Here is an 18,156-nt window from a genome sequence, read left to right on the forward strand (position 1 = left end):
GTGACGACGAACCTGTCGGGCCGCCCCGCACTGCCCGGCTTTCAGGGCCGGATAGTCACCCCCGGCGCTCCCGGATACGAGCGGGCCCGCCGGGTCCGCAATGCGCGCATCGACCGCCGCCCGGCCCTGATCGCCCGCTGCACCGACGCCGACGACGTCATCGCGGCCCTCGCCCACGCCCGCGGCCACGGACTGCCCGTCGCCGTCCGCGGCGGCGGGGCCAACGTGGCGGGCTGGGGGACCTGCGACGACGGCGTACTGCTCGACCTCGGCGGGATGAAGCGCATCGAGGTCGACGCCCGATCCCGTACGGCGGTCGCGGAACCCGGCCTGACCTGGGGCGAGTTCGACGCCGCCACGCAGGAGCATGGCCTCGCGCTGCCCGGCGCGCGCAACACGGATGTCGGGATCGCCGGGCACACCCTCGGCGGCGGAGTCGGGGACCTCTCCCGCCAGTACGGGCTGACCAGCGACAACGTCACGTTCTTCGAGGTGGTGACGGCCGATGGACGGCACCTGCGGGCGGACGCCGAGCAGCACGCCGAGCTGTTCTGGGCACTGCGCGGCGGAGGCGGCAACTTCGGTGTGGTCACCCGCTTCGGCTTCCGGCTGCACCCGGTCGAGCGGGTGACCGCCGGAGCCCTCGTCCACCCGGCGCGGCAGGCCCGCCCCGCCCTGCGCGCCGCCCGCGACTGGCTCGCCACCGCACCCGACCAGGCATCCCTGATCGCCCTCGTCTGGACCGCGCCACCGCTGCCGTTCATCCCCGAGCAGCTGCACTTCGAGCGCTGCGCCGTCCTCATCCCGACCTGGTTCGGGCCGCTCGAACGCGCCGACGAGATCCTCGCGCCGCTCCGCCACGGCCCCGCCCGCCCGGTCCACGACACCATCACCGACCGGACGTACACCGCCTACCAGCGGCTGCTGCCGTCCCCGCCCGACGTCGCCCGCCAGCACGTCTACAACCGCGGGGAACTCCTCGCCGAACTCACCGACACCACGATCGACCGGCTCCTCGGCCACTGGGAGACCTCCGGGCCGAACTACTCCGTCGTGCTCGGCGCACTCGGCGGAGCCATCGCCCGCGCCCCCGCCGGACCGACCGCCTTCGCTCACCGCCGCGCCCAGTGGTTCATCGAGATCTGTGCCCAGTGGTACGGCGAGCCCGACAGCCCCACCCACCTGGAACCCGCCCGCACCGGCTGGCAGGCCATCCAGGACGTGACCGAGGGGCCGTACCTCAATCTGCTGCCCGACCCCGGCCCCCAATGGGTGCGCGCCGCGTACGGAGACGACACGTACGCGCGGCTGGCGCGCCTCAAGGAGACCTGGGACCCGGACAACCTCTTCCGCTTCAACGCCAACATTCCACCCGCCACCATTCCGTCCGCCGATATTCCGCCCGCCGATATTCCGCCCCGTGCGGCCAAGGAGACCCACCGATGACCACCGCATCCACCCCGGGCGAGCTGATCGCACAGCTGCGGCAGGCAGGAGCCCAGCTGTGGGAGGAGGACGGCGCTCTCCGCTACCGCGCCCCCAAGGGCACCCTGGGGCCCGATGAGCTGCGGGCGCTCAAGGAGCACAAGGCCGGCGTACTGGAATGGCTGCGCGCCGAGGACCGTCCGGCGTCCCTCGTGCCGGACCCGGCGGCCCGCCACGAGCCGTTCCCGCTGACCGATGTCCAGGCCGCCTACCTCCTGGGACGCAACGAGGTGTTCGGCTACGGCGGCGTCGCCTGCCATGTCTACCTGGAGGTGAACTACCCCGACCTGGCCCCGGACCGCGCCGAGCGGGCCTGGAACCTGCTCGTCGAACGGCACGCCATGCTGCGCGCGGCCGTCGACCCCGGCGGCCACCAGCACATCATGCCCACCGCGCCCGCCCTGACCCTTCCCGTCGCCGATGTCCGCGGCGCCGACACCGCCCGGGTCCGGGCCGCCCTCGAAGCGGCGCGCGAGGAGATGGGCCATCGGGTGTACGACACCACCACCTGGCCGCTGTTCGAGCTGCGCCTGACCCGTACCGACAGCCGGGCCGTACTGCATCTGTCCATGGACTTCCTCATCGCGGACTGGGCCAGCATCTGGCTGCTGCTCGCCGAATTCGAGGCCCTGCACGCCGACCCGGACGCGCAACTCCCGCCCATCGAGGTGGAGTTCCGCGACTACCTGCTCGCCGAGCGTGCCCTCGCCGAATCCCCGCGCCACCAGCGGGACAAGGACTACTGGCACGCCCGGCTCGACACCCTGCCGCCCGCCCCCGACCTGCCCGTCCTCGACACCGGCACGGACCAGTCGGCCCGCTTCCGCCGCCGCTTCCTCAAGCTCGACACCGCCGGCTGGGAACGCCTCAAGGACCGCGCCCAGCGCCGCGGACTGACCCCGTCCTCCGTGGTCCTCGCCGCCTACGCCGCCGTGATCGAGCGCTGGAGCCGCACCCCGCGGTTCTGCCTCAACCTCACCGTGCTCAACCGGCTGCCCCTGCACCCGCACATCGACCGTGTCGTCGGCGATTTCACCACCGTCAACCTGCTCGCCGTCGAAGGCACCGCCGGCGAAAGCCTCGCCGACCGGGCCCGCGCCCTGGCCGGCCAGCTCTTCGACGACCTCGACCACCGCCTCTACTCCGGCGTGCAGGTCCTGCGCGAGCTGGCCCGGCGCCGCGGCCGCGACGCTGCCCTGATGCCGATCGTGTTCACCAGCGCCATCGGCCTCGGCGACACCGAGGCGAACGGCCGCGCCGAGGGCCGGCTCGACGGCTTCGGCATCACCCAGACCCCTCAGGTCTTCATCGACTGCCAGGCGATGGACGACGCCGAGGGCCTCCAGGTCAACTGGGACGTACGCGACGGGGTGTTCCCCGACGGCCTGGTGGACGACATGTTCGACGCCTTCGAGACGCTGATCCGGGGGCTCGCGGACGGCGAGGAGCTCTGGGAGTCCGGTGACGCGGTGGCCCTCCCCGCCTGGCAGACCGAGGAGCGCCGCAAGGTCAACGACACCGCGGCCGAACTGCCCGACGGACTGCTGCACCACGGCGTCCTCACCCAGGCCGTCCACACCCCCGACCGCCCCGCCGTGATCGCCCCGCACTCCACCCTCAGCTATGGGGAACTCGCCGGCCGGGCCACCGCCGTCGCCCGGGCGCTGCGCGGCGCGGGCTGTACGGCGGGCAGCCGGGTCGCCATCGTCATGGACAAGGGCCCCGAGCAGATCGTCGCCGTCCTCGGCACGCTGCTCGCCGGCGCCGTCTATCTCCCCGTCGACACCGTGCAGCCGCCGCTGCGCCGGGCCGGCATGCTCCACGACGCCGGGGTCGAGCACATCCTCACCCAGTCATGGGTGGCCGCCGATTGGCCGCAGAGCAGCACGGTGCTCGCCGTCGACGCCCTCGACGCCGTGCCGGCCGCTGCCCCCGACCCGGAGGCGGGCGACCCCGACGCGCCCGCGTACGTCATCTACACCTCTGGATCCACCGGCCGGCCCAAGGGTGTGGTGATCAGCCACCGCGCCGCGCTCAACACCCTCGCCGACATCGGGCACCGCTACGACATCGGGGCCGACGACCGGGTACTGGGCCTGGCCAACCTCGGCTTCGACCTCTCCGTCTGGGACATCTTCGGCCCGCTGTCCGTGGGCGGCGCCCTCGTCCTCCCGGACCCCGAACGGCGCACCGACCCCTCGCACTGGGCACAGCTGGCCGCCGAACACCGCGTCACCGTATGGAACTCCGTCCCCGCGCTGATGCAGATGCTCGCCACCTACTTGGAATCCGAGCCGGGCCTGGACCTCCCGGCGCTACGCCTGGCGCTGCTCTCCGGCGACTGGGTGCCGCCCGCCCTGCCCGGCGAGATATCCGGCCGACTGCCGGGGCTGCGGGTCATCGCCCTCGGCGGCGCCACCGAGACCGCCATCTGGTCCATCCACCACCCCTGCGACGCCTCCGACTCCGGCCGCCGCTCCATCCCCTACGGCACACCGCTCGCCAACCAAGGATTCCGGGTGCTGGACGCCGCCCTGCGGGACTGCCCCGTATGGACCGCGGGCGAGCTGTACATCACCGGCGACGGCCTCGCCAAGGGCTACCTCGGCGACCACCGGACCACCGCGCACCGCTTCCGCGCCCACCCCCGCGACGGCCAACGCCTCTACCGCACCGGCGACTTCGGCCGCTATCTGCCCGGCGGGGAGATCGAGTTCCTCGGCCGCGAGGACAGCCAGGTGAAGGTGCGCGGCCACCGCATCGAGCTGGGAGAGATCGAGGCGGCGCTGCTGGAGCATCCGGCGGTCGCGGCCGCCGGGGTCGTCGTGGACGGCACGGGGGAGGAGCGCGGGCTGCTCGGCGTCGTCGAGCCCGCCCTCGCGGCCGAGCCCGCCGAGGGAGCTGCGCCCCTGACACCGGTGATCTCCGCGGCCGCCGACAACGCCGTACCCGGCATGGCGCACGAGCAGGTCACCGCCCATGTCGAGACGCTGGACGCCGCAGTGCTGGCGTCCATGGCGTACGCACTGCGCGCACTGGGGCTGTCGGCCACCACCAGCCCGACGGAGGAGGCGCTGCACGCGGCGGGCGTCGCGCCGCGCCACCACTGGCTGGTACGCCGATGGCTCGCGGTGCTGGCCGACCACGGCATCACCGAGGCCGACGCGGACGAGGTGGCCCGCCGCTGGACCGCGGCCGAAGCCGCCTGGACCGACGCTCTCGGCTCCCACGACTTCCTGGCCTACGTGCGCAGCAACACCGACCGCCTCCCCCAGCTGCTGACAGGCGACCAGGATCCGGTCGAACTCCTCTTCCCCGAGGGCGACTTCAGCACCGCACAGGCGCTCTACCGGCAGCACGCCATGGCGCGCTACCTCAACACCGCCGTCGCCACCCTCGTCGGGCGGATCGCCGACGAGTACCCCGCCGACCGTCCGCTGCGCGTGCTCGAAGCGGGCGCCGGCACCGGCGGCACCACCGAGGACGTACTCCCCGTGCTCGACGGCCGCGCCACCGACTACCTCTTCACGGACGTCGCGCCGTTCTTCCTGCCGGAGGCCAGGCGCCGCTTCGGCGACCGCCCCTGGCTGCGCTTCGGAGTGTTCGACGTCGACACCGACCACCGCGCCCAGGGCCTGGCACCGAACGCCTACGACATCGTGCTGGCCGCCGGCGTCCTGGAGAACGCCCGGGACATCCCCGCCGCCCTCAACCGGCTCACCGAACTGGTCGCTCCGGGCGGCTGGCTGATCCTGACCGAACCGACCCGTGAACACCCCTGGATCCTGGCCTCCCAGGCCTTCATGATGACCGAGCCCGAGGACGACCGGGTGCTCGGCGGATCCTCCTACCTGGACCCTGACCAGTGGCGCGCACTGCTCGCCGAGGCCGGCGCGGAGCAGGTGCTGAGCCTGCCCGAGGACGGACACCCGCTTGCCCCGCAGCAGCTTCGGCTCTTCGCGGCCCGGCTGAAGACCGACCGGACCTGTGTCACGGATGCCGAGTTGACCGCGTTCCTCCGCGACCGGCTGCCCGCCCACATGATCCCCTCGCACCTCCAGATCGCCGACGCGCTCCCGCTCACCGGCAACGGGAAGGTGGACCGGCGCACCCTCCAGGGCTGGCGGCCCACGCTCCCCGACACCGGCGAACCCGCGGCCACCGAGGCCCCCGCCGACGCCTTCGAGGCGCGGCTCGCCGAGCTCTGGGCCGCCGCGCTGCCCAGCGGCCGCATCGGACGCACCGACGACTTCTACGTGCACGGAGCCGACTCCCTGATCATGGCCCGGATGGCGGGCAAGCTCCGCGAAGACGTACCGGAGGCGGCCCACGTCCCCTTCGATGCCATGCTGCGCCAGCTGCTCAACCACCCCACGCTCGCCGAACTCGCCGCCTTCCTGCGCGCCACCGGTGCCACCGGCGACGCCGGGGCGCAGCCCGAGCCCCGCCGCGCCGCGACGGGCAACGCCGGTCTGCTGTCGTTCAGCACCACCGGCGACGGCCCGCTGCGGGTGATGTTCCACGCCGGTCTCGGCACCATGGACTGCTACCGGCCGCTGGCGAGCCGGCTCGTCGCACAGGACCTCGGCCCGGTCCTCGGCGTCGTCATCGACGACACCGACCGCTACTGCTCCCTCGACCCGGCCACCGTCGTCGAGCGCGCCGCCGACGACTACGCGGAGCGGCTGCTCGCCGAGGGCCACGACCGCGTCCAGCTCATCGGCTACTGCCTCGGCGGGCTCTACGCCACCGAGGTGGCCCGGCGCCTCGAAGAGCGCGGAGTGACCGTCGAGGACCTCGTCCTGATCAGCAGCCACCCCGTCGTCATCGACGTCGAGGACGACCTGCTGATCGAGATCCTCTTCGTACCCAACCTGCACATCTCCATGGCGCAGACCGGCTTCGGCGACCTCGACAGCGACACCGTCGTGCGCGGCTTCCTCCAGGCCATCGAACGCCACGGGGGGAAGGTGCCGGCCGGCGCCCTCGACGAGGTCGGCGGGGATCCCGAACTGGACCGGGCCGGGGACTTCTTCCGGCACCTGGGCTCCTTCACCCGCGAGGAGCGGTTTGCCGTCTACGCCCGCACGGCGTTGGAGGCCAACGGCGAGACCATGCCGCCGGAGATGGTCGCCGCGATGTTCCAGGTCTTCCGGCAGAGCTTCCGCTCAGCGCACTTCACACCCCCGCCGTACGTCGGCGACATCCGCTTCCTGCGGCCGCGCGGCGCCTCCGGCTTCGCGCCCGGCATGGACGAGACGACGCTCGGCTTCTGGCGCGACGTGTGCATCGGCGACCTCCCCGTCACCGACATCGACGGCAACCACTTCAGCTGCATCGAGGAGCCGAACGCGGACCGGGTCGCCGACCTCGTCGCCGCCCCGCTGCGTGCCGCGCGCCAGAGCTGACCCTGATCCTTCCCCGCAGGAGAGACCACCCATGACACCCGTGACACCCGTGACACCGATGACACCCGTGACACCCACGACCCAACAGCGCTATCAACAGATCAGTATCGACGGTCCCTTCGACCCCCTCGCCGTCGTCGCGCAGCTCACCGCGTCCGGGCTGCTGACCGACCATGTCGTCTACGAGCAGGACCAGCACTGGCACATCGCGGGCAACCCGGTCCAGGACATCCGCCTCTCCGCCGACGACGTCCGTACCACCCCATGGGAACCCATACGCGCGGCCCTCGCCCGCACCCCGGTCGAGGACTGGCACGCTTACGGCTGGCTGTCCTTCGAGCTGGCAAGCAGCGGTGGCGGCGACGAACTGCTCGGTCATCTCATCATTCCCGGCGTGGAGTTGACGGTGAGCCGGGAGCGGGCGCTGATACGCACGCTGGACCCGGCCCTCACCGACCGCCTGCACAAAGTGGTAGCCGAGGCCCCGCAGCACGCTGAGACGCCCGCCCCGGTGCCGGTCGACGAGCGGGCCACCGACCGCTCCTACCACGACTGGGTCGCCGGCGCCGTGGCGGAGATCGGCCGTGGCGGCCTGGACAAGGTCATCCTCTCCCGTACGGTCACTGTCCCGTACGCCGTCGACATGACCGCCACCTATGTGCGCGGCCGGGCCGCCAACACTCCCGCCCGCTCGTTCCTCCTCGACCTCGACGGGCTGCAGGCCGCCGGCTTCAGCCCCGAAACGATCATCGAGGTCACGGCGGACGGCACCGCAACGACCCAGCCACTGGCCGGAACCCGGGCCCTGACCGGAGACCCCGGGACGGACCGGGCGCTGCGCGCCGAACTGCACCGCGACCCCAAGGAGGTCTACGAACACGCGATGTCGGTGAAGCTCGCGGTCGAGGAGCTGACGTCGGTCGGCGTCCCGGACCGCACCCGGGTGGGGGAGTTCCTCACCGTCAAGCCGCGTGGCAGCGTCCAGCACCTCGCCTCCCGCGTCACCACCGAACTCGCCGACGGCCGCACCGCCTGGGACGCGCTCGGCGCGGTCTTCCCGCCGGTCACCGCCTCCGGCATCCCCAAGGCCGCCGCGTACCGGCTGATCCGCGAGCTGGAGGAGGAGCCGCGCGGGATGTACGCGGGTGCCGTGCTGCGTGTCGGCGCCGACGGTTCGCTGGATGCCGCCCTGGTGCTGCGCGCCGTCTACCAGCGCGAGGGGCGGGCCTGGCTGCGGGCCGGCGCGGGCGTGGTCGGGGCCTCCACGCCGGACCGCGAGTACGAGGAGACCTGCGAGAAGCTCCGCAGCGTCGCTCCGTACGTCGTCCCGAAGGCGGGCCGCTGATGCTCGACGGACATCTCGACGGATTCATAGGTTGGCCCGAGGAGTTCGCCGACCGCTATCGCGAGCACGGCTACTGGAGCGGCCGCACGCTCGGCGCGCTGCTGCGCCGCCGCGCCACCGCCACTCCCGAAGCCCTCGCCGTCGTCGACGGGGCCCGACGCTGGACGTACCGCGAACTGGACGAGCGGGCCGACCGGCTGGCATCCGGGCTGTGCGAGCTGGGCCTGGCGCCGGGTGACCGGGTCGTAGTGCAGCTCCCGAACTGCGCGGAGTTCTTGCAGCTGGCCTTCGCGCTCTTCCGGATCGGCGCGGTGCCGGTCATGACGCTGCCCGCCCACCGCGAGGCGGAGATCGCGCACCTGGCGGCCCTCTCCGAAGCCGTGGCCTATGTCGTCCCCGGCACCCATCTCGGCTTCGACTACCGCCCGTTGGCCCGTTCCGTACGTGCCAGGGTGCCGAGCCTGCGCCATGTACTCGTGACCGGCGACGCCCAGGAGTTCACCGGACTGGCGGGGCTGGAGCGAGCGCCGAGGCCACTGCCCGAGCCCGATCCGTCCGCAGTGGCCCTGCTGCTCCTCTCCGGCGGCACCACCGGCACTCCCAAACTCATCCCGCGTACGCACGACGACTACCTCTACAACGCCACCGCCAGTGCGGCGGTGGCCGGCCTGGACGCCGACACCCGCTACCTGGTTGCGCTCCCGGTGGCGCACAACTTCCCGCTGGCCTGCCCCGGGGTGCTCGGGACGCTGCACGTGGGCGGCACCGTGGTGATGTGCCCGACGCCCAGCCCGGACGTCGCCTTCCCGCTCATCGCCCGCGAACGGGTCACCGTCACCGCCCTCGTCCCCTCCCTGGCGCTGCTGTGGCTGGAGGCCACGGACTGGTCCGACGACGACCTCGGCAGCCTCCAACTCCTCCAGGTGGGCGGCTCCCGGCTCCAGCCCGAGGCCGCCCGGCGCATCGCACCGGCCCTCGGCTGCCGGTTGCAGCAGGTCTTCGGCATGGCCGAAGGGCTGCTCAACTACACCCGGCTCGACGACCCCGAGGAACTGATCCTGCACACCCAGGGCCGGCCGCTCGCCGCCGACGACGAACTGCGGATCGTCGACACCGAGGACCGCGAGGTGCCCGACGGCGAGACCGGCGAACTGCTCGTCCGAGGGCCCTACACCCTGCGCGGCTACTACCGGGCCGCCGAGCACAACGCCAAGGCGTTCACCGACGACGGCTACTACCGCAGCGGAGACCTGGTACGGCGCCTACCCAGCGGACACCTGGTGGTGTCCGGCCGTGTCAAGGACGTCATCAACCGGGCGGGCGAGAAGGTCCCCGTCGAGGAGGTCGAGAACCACTTGCTCGGGCACCCCGCCGTCCACGATGTGGCTGTCATCGGCCTGCCCGATGAGCGGCTGGGGGAGCGCAGCTGCGCCTGCGTCATCGCCCGCGAGGAACCACCGGCCCGCGCCGCCCTGACCGCCCACCTCACCGAACGCGGCCTCGCCGCCTACAAGCTCCCCGACGAGGTCAGGGTGCTGGCGTCCTTCCCGCGCACCGCCCTCGGCAAGGTCGACAAGAACGCCCTCATCCGGGAGGTGACCTCGTGAGTGGTCTGGGCACTGTACGGAAACTGGTGGCGCTTGCCCCGGAGGCCCTCGGCAGACTCCGGCAGGCCGCGGCGCTGAGCGTGCTCAGCGGCGTGAGCTCGGTGGCAGGACTCGTCTGCGTGGCATACGCCGTCGGGGAGCTCCTGGCCGACCGGCCGTCCGGGGCGGTCGTCACCCGCTGGACGCTCGGCGCGCTGGCCGGTCTGCTCTGCGGCTTCGCCGCCCGCTGGCTGGCCGAACACCTCGCCCACGAGGCCAGCTACGCGCTGGAGGTCGTCCTGCGCCGCCGACTCGCCGATGCGCTGGCCCATATGCCGCTCGGCGAGGTACAGCGGCTCGGCGCCGGTCGCATCAAGAAGATCGTCCAGGACGATGTGAAGGCGCTGCACAACGTCGTCGCCGACGCGCTGCCGTTCGTCGGCTCCGGCGTCGCCCAGCCGCTCGCCGCACTGCTCGCACTGGGCGTGGTGCAGTGGCGGCTGCTGCTCGCCGTCCTGCTGATCGTCCCCATCGCGTTCGTCTGCTTCTCACTCATGGCCCGCGACTACGGCACCCAGCGCGAGCGCTACAACACCGCGAACGAGAAAGTGAACGCGGCCGTCGTCGAGTTCGTCCAGGGCATGCCGGTCGTGCGCACCTTCGACGACGGCCGGGCATCGCTGGGACGGTTCGCCACCGCCGTCGAGGAGTTCACCGAGGCCGTCGGGGCGTGGATGGCGACCACTCGCGCCTCCGGCCGTCTGCACCGGCTGTTCATCGTGCCGCTGCCCACCCTGCTTCTCGTCGCGGTGACCGGTGTCCCCATGCTCACGGCCGGCTGGATCTCGCTCACCGATCTCCTGCTCGCCCTGCTGATCGGCACCATGCCGATCGAGGCGGTCTCCCCCCTGATGCATCTGACGAACCACATCAACGACTCCAAGGCCGGCGCCGTCCGTGTCCAGGCGCTCCTCGACACACCCCCGCTTCCGGAGCCGGAGCAGCCGCGCGAACCCACGGGATCGTCCGTCACCTTCGAGAACGTCGGCTTCCACTACCCCGGCCGCACCGGCCAACCCGCCCTGAACGGCATCGACCTGGAGATACCCGAAGGCACCGTATGCGCGCTGGTGGGCGCCTCAGGAGCTGGCAAATCCACCCTCGCCCGGTTGGTTCCCCGGTTCCACGACGTCACCTCGGGCGCGGTCCGCCTCGGCGGCACCGATGTGCGCGACATCCGCAGCGACGTCCTGCTGCGCCATGTCTCGCTGGTCTTCCAGGACCCGTTCCTGGTCAGCGGCACGGTCGCCGAGAACATCCGGCTCGCCCGGCCCGACGCCACCGACGACGAGGTACGCGCCGCCGCCGAAGCCGCCGCCGCCCACGACTTCATCGTCAAGGAACTCCCGGACGGCTACGACACCCCGGTGGGGGAGCGCGGCGGACGCCTCTCCGGGGGGCAGCGGCAGCGCCTCACCATCGCCCGCGCGATCCTCTCCCACGCCCCCGTCGTCATCCTCGACGAGGCCACCGCGTTCACTGACCCCGAGACCGAGGCGGCGATCCAGCAGGCCCTCGCGCGCCTCACCCGCGGCCGCACCGTCGTCATCATCGCCCACCGTCTGGCCACCATCGCCGACGCCGACCAGATCGTGGTCCTCGACGGCGGCCGGATCGCCGAACGCGGCCGGCACGCCGACCTCATCGTCGCCGGTGGCCGCTACGCCCGCCTCTGGTCGCTGCACCAGCAAGCCGCCGACTGGGACCTGACCGGCGGCCGAACCCACCGCCCGGCCAAGGAGGAGATCACCCCGTGAAGCGCATCCTGCGCCTGATGCTCACCGCCGCCGGACCCTACGCCCGGCAATTCCGCGCCACCCTGCGCGTGTCGCTGGCCGCCACCGTTCTCCAGGCCGCAGCCTACGCCTGCTTCGTCCCGCTGCTCGCCGAACTCTGCCGCGACCCCGTCCGCACCGGCCGCGTCTGGCTCTGGCTCGCCGTGCTCACCCTTCTCGTAGCGGGCGAAGGAGCCCTGCGCGTACGGGAGATGACCTTCACCTACGACCACTGGCACCTGGTGACCCGCGCCACCAGACTGCGCCTGGGCACCGCCCTGCGCGCCATGCCCCAGCAGGAACTGGCCCGGCGGGCCGCCGGCGACCTGACCCAGGTCGTCGGCAATAACGCCACCACGGCCGCCACCGCCGTCTCCTCACTGGCCGCCCTCTTCGTCCAACTCGTCACCGTCCCCGCGGTACTGGGCGCCGTGGTCCTCGTCCTCGACTGGCGCCTGGGCCTGGTCCTCGTGGCGGGCACCCTGGCCGCTCTCCCCCTCGTACGGCAGGTCCAGCGCCGCTCCGGCAGCGGCTTCCGCGCGGTCGACGAGGCCGACGGCGAGAGCGCCGCCCGGATCGTCGAGTACGTCCAGGGCCTCCCCGTCCTCAAGGCCACCGGCCAGGCAGGCGCCGACTCACCGCTCCTGCTGCCCGTACTCACCCGGCAACACCAGGCCCAGGCCGCCTCCAACCGCTCCGCGGCGCTCCCCGTCGCCGGCGCGCAACTCCTCGTCCAGCTCGCCCTGGTGGCGCTGGTCGCCCTCGGCGCCGCACTCGCCCTAGACGCCCGTCTCACCCCCGCCACCCTGCTCGCCGTCACGGTCGCCGCCGCCCGCTTCGCCGAACCCCTGAGCCTGGCCGCCGTCATGACCAAGCTCTTCGAACTCTCCGAAGCAGCCCTGGCTCGCATCGACGACGTCCTGGCCGTCCGCCCGCTGCCGGTGGCCCCCGGCGGCGAGCCGCCCCGCACGTTCGACCTCGACTTCGACCACGTCACCTTCACCTACGACGGCCAGGACCGACCGACCGTCCAGGACGTCGACTTCACCGTCCCCGCCCGCAGCGTGACCGCCCTCGTCGGCACCTCGGGATCGGGCAAGACCACCCTCACCCGCCTCCTGTGCCGCTACGCCGACCCGCAGCACGGCACCGTGCGCCTCGGCGGCACCAACCTGACCACCCTCGCCCCGGACGACGTACTGCGCCATATCGCCGTCGTCTTCCAGGACGTCCACCTCTTCGACGACAGCATCCGCGCCAACATCGCCCTCGCCCGGCCCGACGCCACCGACGCCGAGATCGAGGCCGCGGCCCGCGCCGCCGGCATCCACGACTTCGTCAGCCGGCTGCCCGACGGCTACGCCACCCGCGTCGGAGAGCTCGGCTCCGTCCTCTCCGGGGGCGAACGCCAGCGCATCTCGATCGCCCGCGCCTTCCTCAAGGACGCCCCGGTCCTCGTCCTCGACGAGCCCACCGCCGCCCTGGACACCGAGTCCGAGGCCGTCGTCCAAGAGGCCATCGACCGCCTGGTGGCCGTGGCCGACAAAACCGTCATGGTCATAGCTCACCGCCTGACCACCATCGCCGGCGCCGACCAGATCCTCGTCCTCGACAACGGCCGCATCATCCAACGCGGCACCCACACCGAACTCCTCGCCGAGCCCGAGGGCCGCTACGCCCGGATGTGGACCGCTCAATCGGCGGCGCGGGGCTGGCGGATCCCTGGTGGAAGCGATGCGCCGCCCGCGTCCTCGGGGAGACCCTGGCCACCGGAGCCGACCCACTGCACCTGACCGCGATCTTCGACCTCTCCGAGACCACCGCAGTGAAGTGCGCGACCCTCGCCCGCCAGCTCCTCCACGATCCGACCGGCCAGGAGCCGAACCTGTCGGACGCAGAGTAGATGTCACTGGCGGCGCAGGGCTGTTGTCAGTGAGGTCCCCCAGTGCTTCAGTGGTCCGCCGGGGCGGATCAGTCGTGTGGTGCTTTCCCGCTGAGGTGGTGGTCGGCCAGGTTGAGGGCTTCGTCGACCATGCGCCGCAGGTGTCCGTCGGGGAGGGCGTAGATCACCCGTCGGCCCTCCTTGCGGGTGGTGACCAGCCCGGCCAGTCGCAGCCGGGCCAGGTGCTGGCTGACGGATGGCCGGGCGGCGTCGACGGCCTCGGCGAGTGTGGTGACGTCCGCTTCTCCCGAGCCGAGCGCGTGCAGCAGGGCCAGGCGGGTGCGGTCGGCCAGCAGGCCCAGGACGTCGGCCGCGAGCCGGTAATGCTCCGGGCCTGGCTCTTGCGGGTGCGAGCCTTGTGCAGGTGATAGATGCATGCGTGCGCTCATGTGCACATAATAGAGGGGTGGCCCCGCTGCGGACCGCACTCGTCCTGCCCGTTTCCCGGAAGGCGCCCCTGACGTGAGTACCCACCACGACCATGAGCCCGTGGAGCCCCGCACCGGCAACGCCCATGGCCACGACCACGCGCACGACCACCATCACGGGCACGGCCATGACCACGGCGACCACGCCCATGAGCACACTCACAGTGGCTCACGCTGGTCGCGGCTACGCCACCAGGTCGGGCACCTGGTTACTCCACACAGCCATGAGGCGATGGACAAAGTCGACTCGGCGATGGAAACCTCCAAGGAGGGCATGCGCACGCTGTGGCTCTCGCTGGGCATCCTGGGCTTGACCACAGTGATCCAGGCGGTCGTCGTCGCCCTGTCGGGGTCCGTCGCGCTGCTGGGCGACACCATCCACAACGCCGCCGACGCGCTCACCGCCGTGCCGCTGGGCATCGCCTTCGTCCTCGGGCGCCGGGCAGCCAACCGCCGCTACACCTACGGCTACGGCCGCGCCGAGGACCTGGCCGGCATCGCCATCGTGGCCACCATCGCCGCCTCCTCCGCCCTGGCCGTCTACGAAGCAGTCGACCGGCTGCTCAACCCCCGCGACATCACCCACCTGTGGGCGGTCGCCGTCGCCGCGGTGGTGGGCTTCATCGGCAACGAATGGGTGGCCCGCCACCGCATACGCACCGGCCACAGGATCGGCTCCGCCGCGCTGGTCGCCGACGGTCTGCACGCCCGCACCGACGGCTTCACCTCCCTGGCCGTCCTGCTCGGCGCGGGCGGCGCCGCGATCGGCTGGCGACTGGCGGACCCGATCATCGGTCTGCTCATCACCGTGGCCATCCTGATGGTCCTGCGGGACGCCGCGCGGGAGGTCTACCGGAGGCTGATGGACTCCGTCGACCCGGCCTTGGTCGATGCCGCAGAGGCCGCGCTGCGCGGCGTGGACGGGGTGGGCGGCCTCGGACAGATCCGAATCCGCTGGATCGGCCACTCCCTTCGTGCCGAAGCCGACATTGTCGTCGCCCCACAGCTCACCGTGGTGCAGGCCCACCAGCTGGCCGTCGAAGCCGAACACGCACTCATTCACGCCGTGCCCAGGCTGACCGCCGCCACCGTGCACACCGACCACACTGCCGGCGCCGACGCGCACGCCGTCCTCGCCCATCACCACAGCGTCGGCTGATATCCGCGCGGGCCCACATTCCAGGCCGCCCCGGTGACCCACAACTCACCGGGGCGCATTGCTGCCGGAGCCGCTGGCGCCCCGTCAGCCGTGGCTCACAGCGGCGAGAGAATCATGAGGATCTCATCGCGGTCGTCACCTGCGGCAAGCCGAAGGGCACCCGGCCAACGGCCTATTTCCTTCCACCCGAGTCGCCCGTAGAGGTCTTCCAGACCGACTCCGCCCCGCGCAGCCAGGCGCAGCTGCTCCAGACCCATCTCGTACGCCGTTCGGACGCTGCCGGCTCGGGGCCGGTACTGGCTGTGAGTATGGTCCAGCGTGGTGAGACGTCGACCGGTTCACCGACGACGTCCTCTACGGCCTTCGGATGGTCTCCGAGCCGTCACCAACTGCTGACTCGGACCCTGAATCAGCGCACCCGCCGGTCCTCCAACGGGGCTGCCATCAGTACGTCGTCGGCTGCCTGCGGCAGGTGGGGGGTGTGGTTGACCAGGCGGGCCGAGTTGCCGACGACGGCGATGCTGCTGGTGTTGTGGAGGAGGGCGGCCAGGACCGGGTTCATCGAGCCGCCGGCGCCGGCGACCAGGCCGAGGAGGTTGACGCCGATGGCGAGGCCGTAGTTCTGGCGGACGACGCGCAGGGTGTGGCGGCTGAGTTCGACGACGGCGGGGACCTGCCGCAGGTCGTCGCCGGGCAGTGCGATATCGGCGGTCTCCAGGGCGACGTGGGAGGAGTGGGCGCCCATGGAGATGCCGACGTCGGCGAGGGCCAGTGCGGGGGCGTCGTTGGTGCCGTCGCCGACCATGGCAACCGTGTGGCCCTCGGCCTGGAGATCGCGGATCAGCTGGAGTTTGCCCTCGGGGAGGGCATGCGCGTGGACCTCGGTGATGCCGAGGGTGTCGGCGACGACCTGCGCGGTCTCGGGTGCGTCGCCGGTGAGCAGCACCACGCGGCTCACGCCGAGGTCGGTCAGCTGCTGGATGACGGTCCCGGCCCCGGCCCGTACGGCATCGGAGACTCCGAGCAGGCCGATCAGGTCCTCGTCGTGGGCAATGCAGATGACGGTCTCGCCGCCGTCGCGCAGCTGCTCGGTCCAGCCCTGGGCCTCCTCCGTCAGCTCGACGCCATGTTGACGCAGCAGGGCGGGGCTGCCCACGAGCAGCCGAGTGCCGTCGAGTTCGGCGCGCATGCCCATGCCGAGGACGACTTCGCAAGCTTGATGGATGGGCGCGCGCAGGTGCTGTTCCTTGGTGTGGGCGACGATGGCCTGGGCGAGCGGGTGGCGGGCGTGCAGTTCGCCGGAGGCGGCGAGGCTGAGGACCTGGTTGGCGGTGTAGCGGTCGCTGAGGGTGACCACGCTGGTGACGAGTGGGCGTCCGAAGGTGAGGGTGCCGGTCTTGTCGAAGACGACGGCGGTGACCCGGCCGATGCCCTCCAGGTGGGTGCCGCCTTTGATGAGGGTGCCGCGGCGGGCGCCGTTGCCGATGGCGGCGCTGATGGCGGTGGGCGTGGCGAGGCCGGCGGCACAGGGGCAGGCGATCAGCAGCATCGTCATGGCGCGGCGGGCGTCGCGGGTGACGGCGTAGGTCAGCGCTGCCAGCGCGAAGGAGACGGGGACGAAGCGCTGGGTGAAGCGGGTGGCGACGGTCTGGATCGGCGCCCGGTCGGACTGGGCCTCCTCGACCCGGCTGATGATCCGTCCGACGGTGGTGTCCGCTCCGACGGAGGTGGCCCGGACGGTGAGCGAGCCGGAGGTGATGATGGTCCCGGCGTAGACGTCGGCGCCCGCGCGGGCGTAGACGGGCAGTGCCTCGCCGGTGATCGCGGCCTGGTCGACGAGGGCTTCGCCGGTGACGACCTGTCCGTCGACAGGGATCCGGTGATGCTCGTAGACGGCGACCACATCGCCCGGCACGACCTCTTCGAGCGCCACCTCGACCTCAACGCGCCCGTCGTTCTCCGCGCCCGCCTCGCGTACGAGCCAGACGCGCTCCTCGCCGATGGTGAGCAGTTCCTCGATGGCGCGCCGGGTGCGGCGCAGGGTCAGGGTCTGGAGGAATTCGCCGATGTTGAGGAGCCAGAGGACGGTGAGCGCGACGACGTTCTCGCGTAGTACGAGGGAGATGACGGTGGCTGCCGTCACGAGGGTGTCGGTGCCAGGGTGGCTGCGGCCGCGCAGGGAGCGCAGGGCGCCGCGGAAGAACGGCAGGCCGGTGAAGAGGGTGATCGCACCCAGGAGGCCGGAGGATCCGGTCGTGATGCGGGGGCGGCGCAGCAAGCGGCGCAGCGCCACAAAGGCGAGTACCGCGCCGCCGACCACGAGCCGGGCCAGCTCGCCGGTGGAGGAGTCGGGTGTGGAGCGGGTGGGTTTGGCGGGCGTGGAGGGAGCCGGGGCTTCTTCGAGTGCGGCCACCAGGCTGTCGATGTCCAGGAGGTCCGGGGCCATCCAGATCACGACGCTGCCGGTGCGCGGAAAGATCCGCAGCGCCCGGAAGCCGCGCATCCCGAGCAGTCGTTCGTCGACCAGTCCTGCGCTGCCCGGGCGCGCCTGTACCCAGGGCACGGTCAAGCGGGCCCGGCCGGAGGCCACGGAGCGGACGAGCACACCGGACATGATCAGTGGTCGTGGTCGTGGTCGTGGTCGTGCTCGTGGCCCTCGGTGGCGACGGCGGAGGGTGGCGGTACCTCTTCGCCCAGTGACGTACGGGCCTCGGCGAGGACGTCACCGGCCTTGAGGCGAGCCTCTTCGGCGGCCGAGGCCAGCCACCGTCCGGCCACGATTCCACCGGCCAAGCCCCCGACAACTGCTTTCCGGGCGGCGGGCTTTGTCTGGGGCAGGCGCTTGGCGGCGCCTTTGACGATCAAAGCGCCCACAACCCCGGAGACCGCGTAGTGCGCGAGCCGTCCGGCTGCGGCGCCCGCAAGCGCGACGGGATGCATCAGGACTCCTTACGTCGGAATCGCTCCC

10 protein-coding genes and 1 pseudogene are annotated in these 18,156 nt (G+C 72.1%); 7 read left to right on the top strand and 4 right to left on the bottom strand.

What is annotated here, in order from left to right; genetic code table 11:
- The 6 genes from ACZ5XZ_RS06430 (at position 1) to ACZ5XZ_RS06455 (ending at position 13,452) form a co-directional block, all read left to right on the top strand.
- Positions 1-1,446, top strand: a complete 1,446-nt coding sequence (locus ACZ5XZ_RS06430; protein ID WP_468974954.1) for an FAD-binding oxidoreductase — start codon at positions 1-3, stop codon at positions 1,444-1,446.
- On the top strand, positions 1,443-6,893 hold the full coding sequence (locus ACZ5XZ_RS06435; RefSeq protein ID WP_468974955.1) for a non-ribosomal peptide synthetase: 5,451 nt from the start codon (positions 1,443-1,445) through the stop codon (positions 6,891-6,893). The genes ACZ5XZ_RS06430 and ACZ5XZ_RS06435 overlap by 4 nt, the downstream gene beginning before the upstream one ends.
- Before the next feature lie 67 nt (positions 6,894-6,960).
- Entirely contained in the window at positions 6,961-8,238 is a 1,278-nt protein-coding gene (locus ACZ5XZ_RS06440; protein WP_468974956.1) for a salicylate synthase, read from the top strand.
- Positions 8,238-9,845, top strand: coding sequence for a (2,3-dihydroxybenzoyl)adenylate synthase (locus ACZ5XZ_RS06445; RefSeq protein WP_468974957.1), 1,608 nt, complete (start codon positions 8,238-8,240; stop codon positions 9,843-9,845). The genes ACZ5XZ_RS06440 and ACZ5XZ_RS06445 overlap by 1 nt, the downstream gene beginning before the upstream one ends.
- On the top strand, positions 9,842-11,641 hold the full coding sequence (locus tag ACZ5XZ_RS06450) for an ABC transporter ATP-binding protein (protein ID WP_468974958.1): 1,800 nt from the start codon (positions 9,842-9,844) through the stop codon (positions 11,639-11,641). The genes ACZ5XZ_RS06445 and ACZ5XZ_RS06450 overlap by 4 nt, the downstream gene beginning before the upstream one ends.
- On the top strand, positions 11,638-13,452 hold the full coding sequence (locus tag ACZ5XZ_RS06455; RefSeq protein ID WP_468974959.1) for an ABC transporter ATP-binding protein: 1,815 nt from the start codon (positions 11,638-11,640) through the stop codon (positions 13,450-13,452). The genes ACZ5XZ_RS06450 and ACZ5XZ_RS06455 overlap by 4 nt, the downstream gene beginning before the upstream one ends.
- Before the next feature lie 178 nt (positions 13,453-13,630).
- Here ACZ5XZ_RS06455 and ACZ5XZ_RS06460 read toward each other — a convergent pair whose 3' ends face one another.
- Entirely contained in the window at positions 13,631-13,990 is a 360-nt protein-coding gene (locus ACZ5XZ_RS06460; RefSeq protein WP_468974960.1) for an ArsR/SmtB family transcription factor, read from the bottom strand.
- Positions 13,991-14,063: 73 nt separating this feature from the next.
- On the opposite strand from ACZ5XZ_RS06460, the gene ACZ5XZ_RS06465 reads away from it, so the two are divergent.
- Positions 14,064-15,188: a cation diffusion facilitator family transporter gene (locus ACZ5XZ_RS06465; RefSeq protein ID WP_468974961.1), complete on the top strand. Its 1,125-nt coding sequence runs from the start codon at positions 14,064-14,066 to the stop codon at positions 15,186-15,188.
- A gap of 95 nt (positions 15,189-15,283) precedes the next feature.
- Here ACZ5XZ_RS06465 and ACZ5XZ_RS06470 read toward each other — a convergent pair.
- The 3 genes and pseudogenes from ACZ5XZ_RS06470 to ACZ5XZ_RS06480 form a co-directional block, all read right to left on the bottom strand.
- A pseudogene (locus tag ACZ5XZ_RS06470) lies at positions 15,284-15,448 on the bottom strand (GNAT family N-acetyltransferase); the annotation flags it as partial.
- Positions 15,449-15,597: 149 nt separating this feature from the next.
- Entirely contained in the window at positions 15,598-17,802 is a 2,205-nt protein-coding gene (locus tag ACZ5XZ_RS06475) for a heavy metal translocating P-type ATPase (protein ID WP_468974962.1), read from the bottom strand.
- Between the two features lie 2 nt (positions 17,803-17,804).
- Positions 17,805-18,128 (bottom strand): DUF1490 family protein, encoded by a 324-nt coding sequence (locus tag ACZ5XZ_RS06480; protein WP_468974963.1) that lies wholly within the window; start codon positions 18,126-18,128, stop codon positions 17,805-17,807.
- Positions 18,129-18,156: the final 28 nt, after the last annotated feature.

It is taken from the genome of Streptomyces sp. NPDC033270 (genome assembly GCF_055576575.1).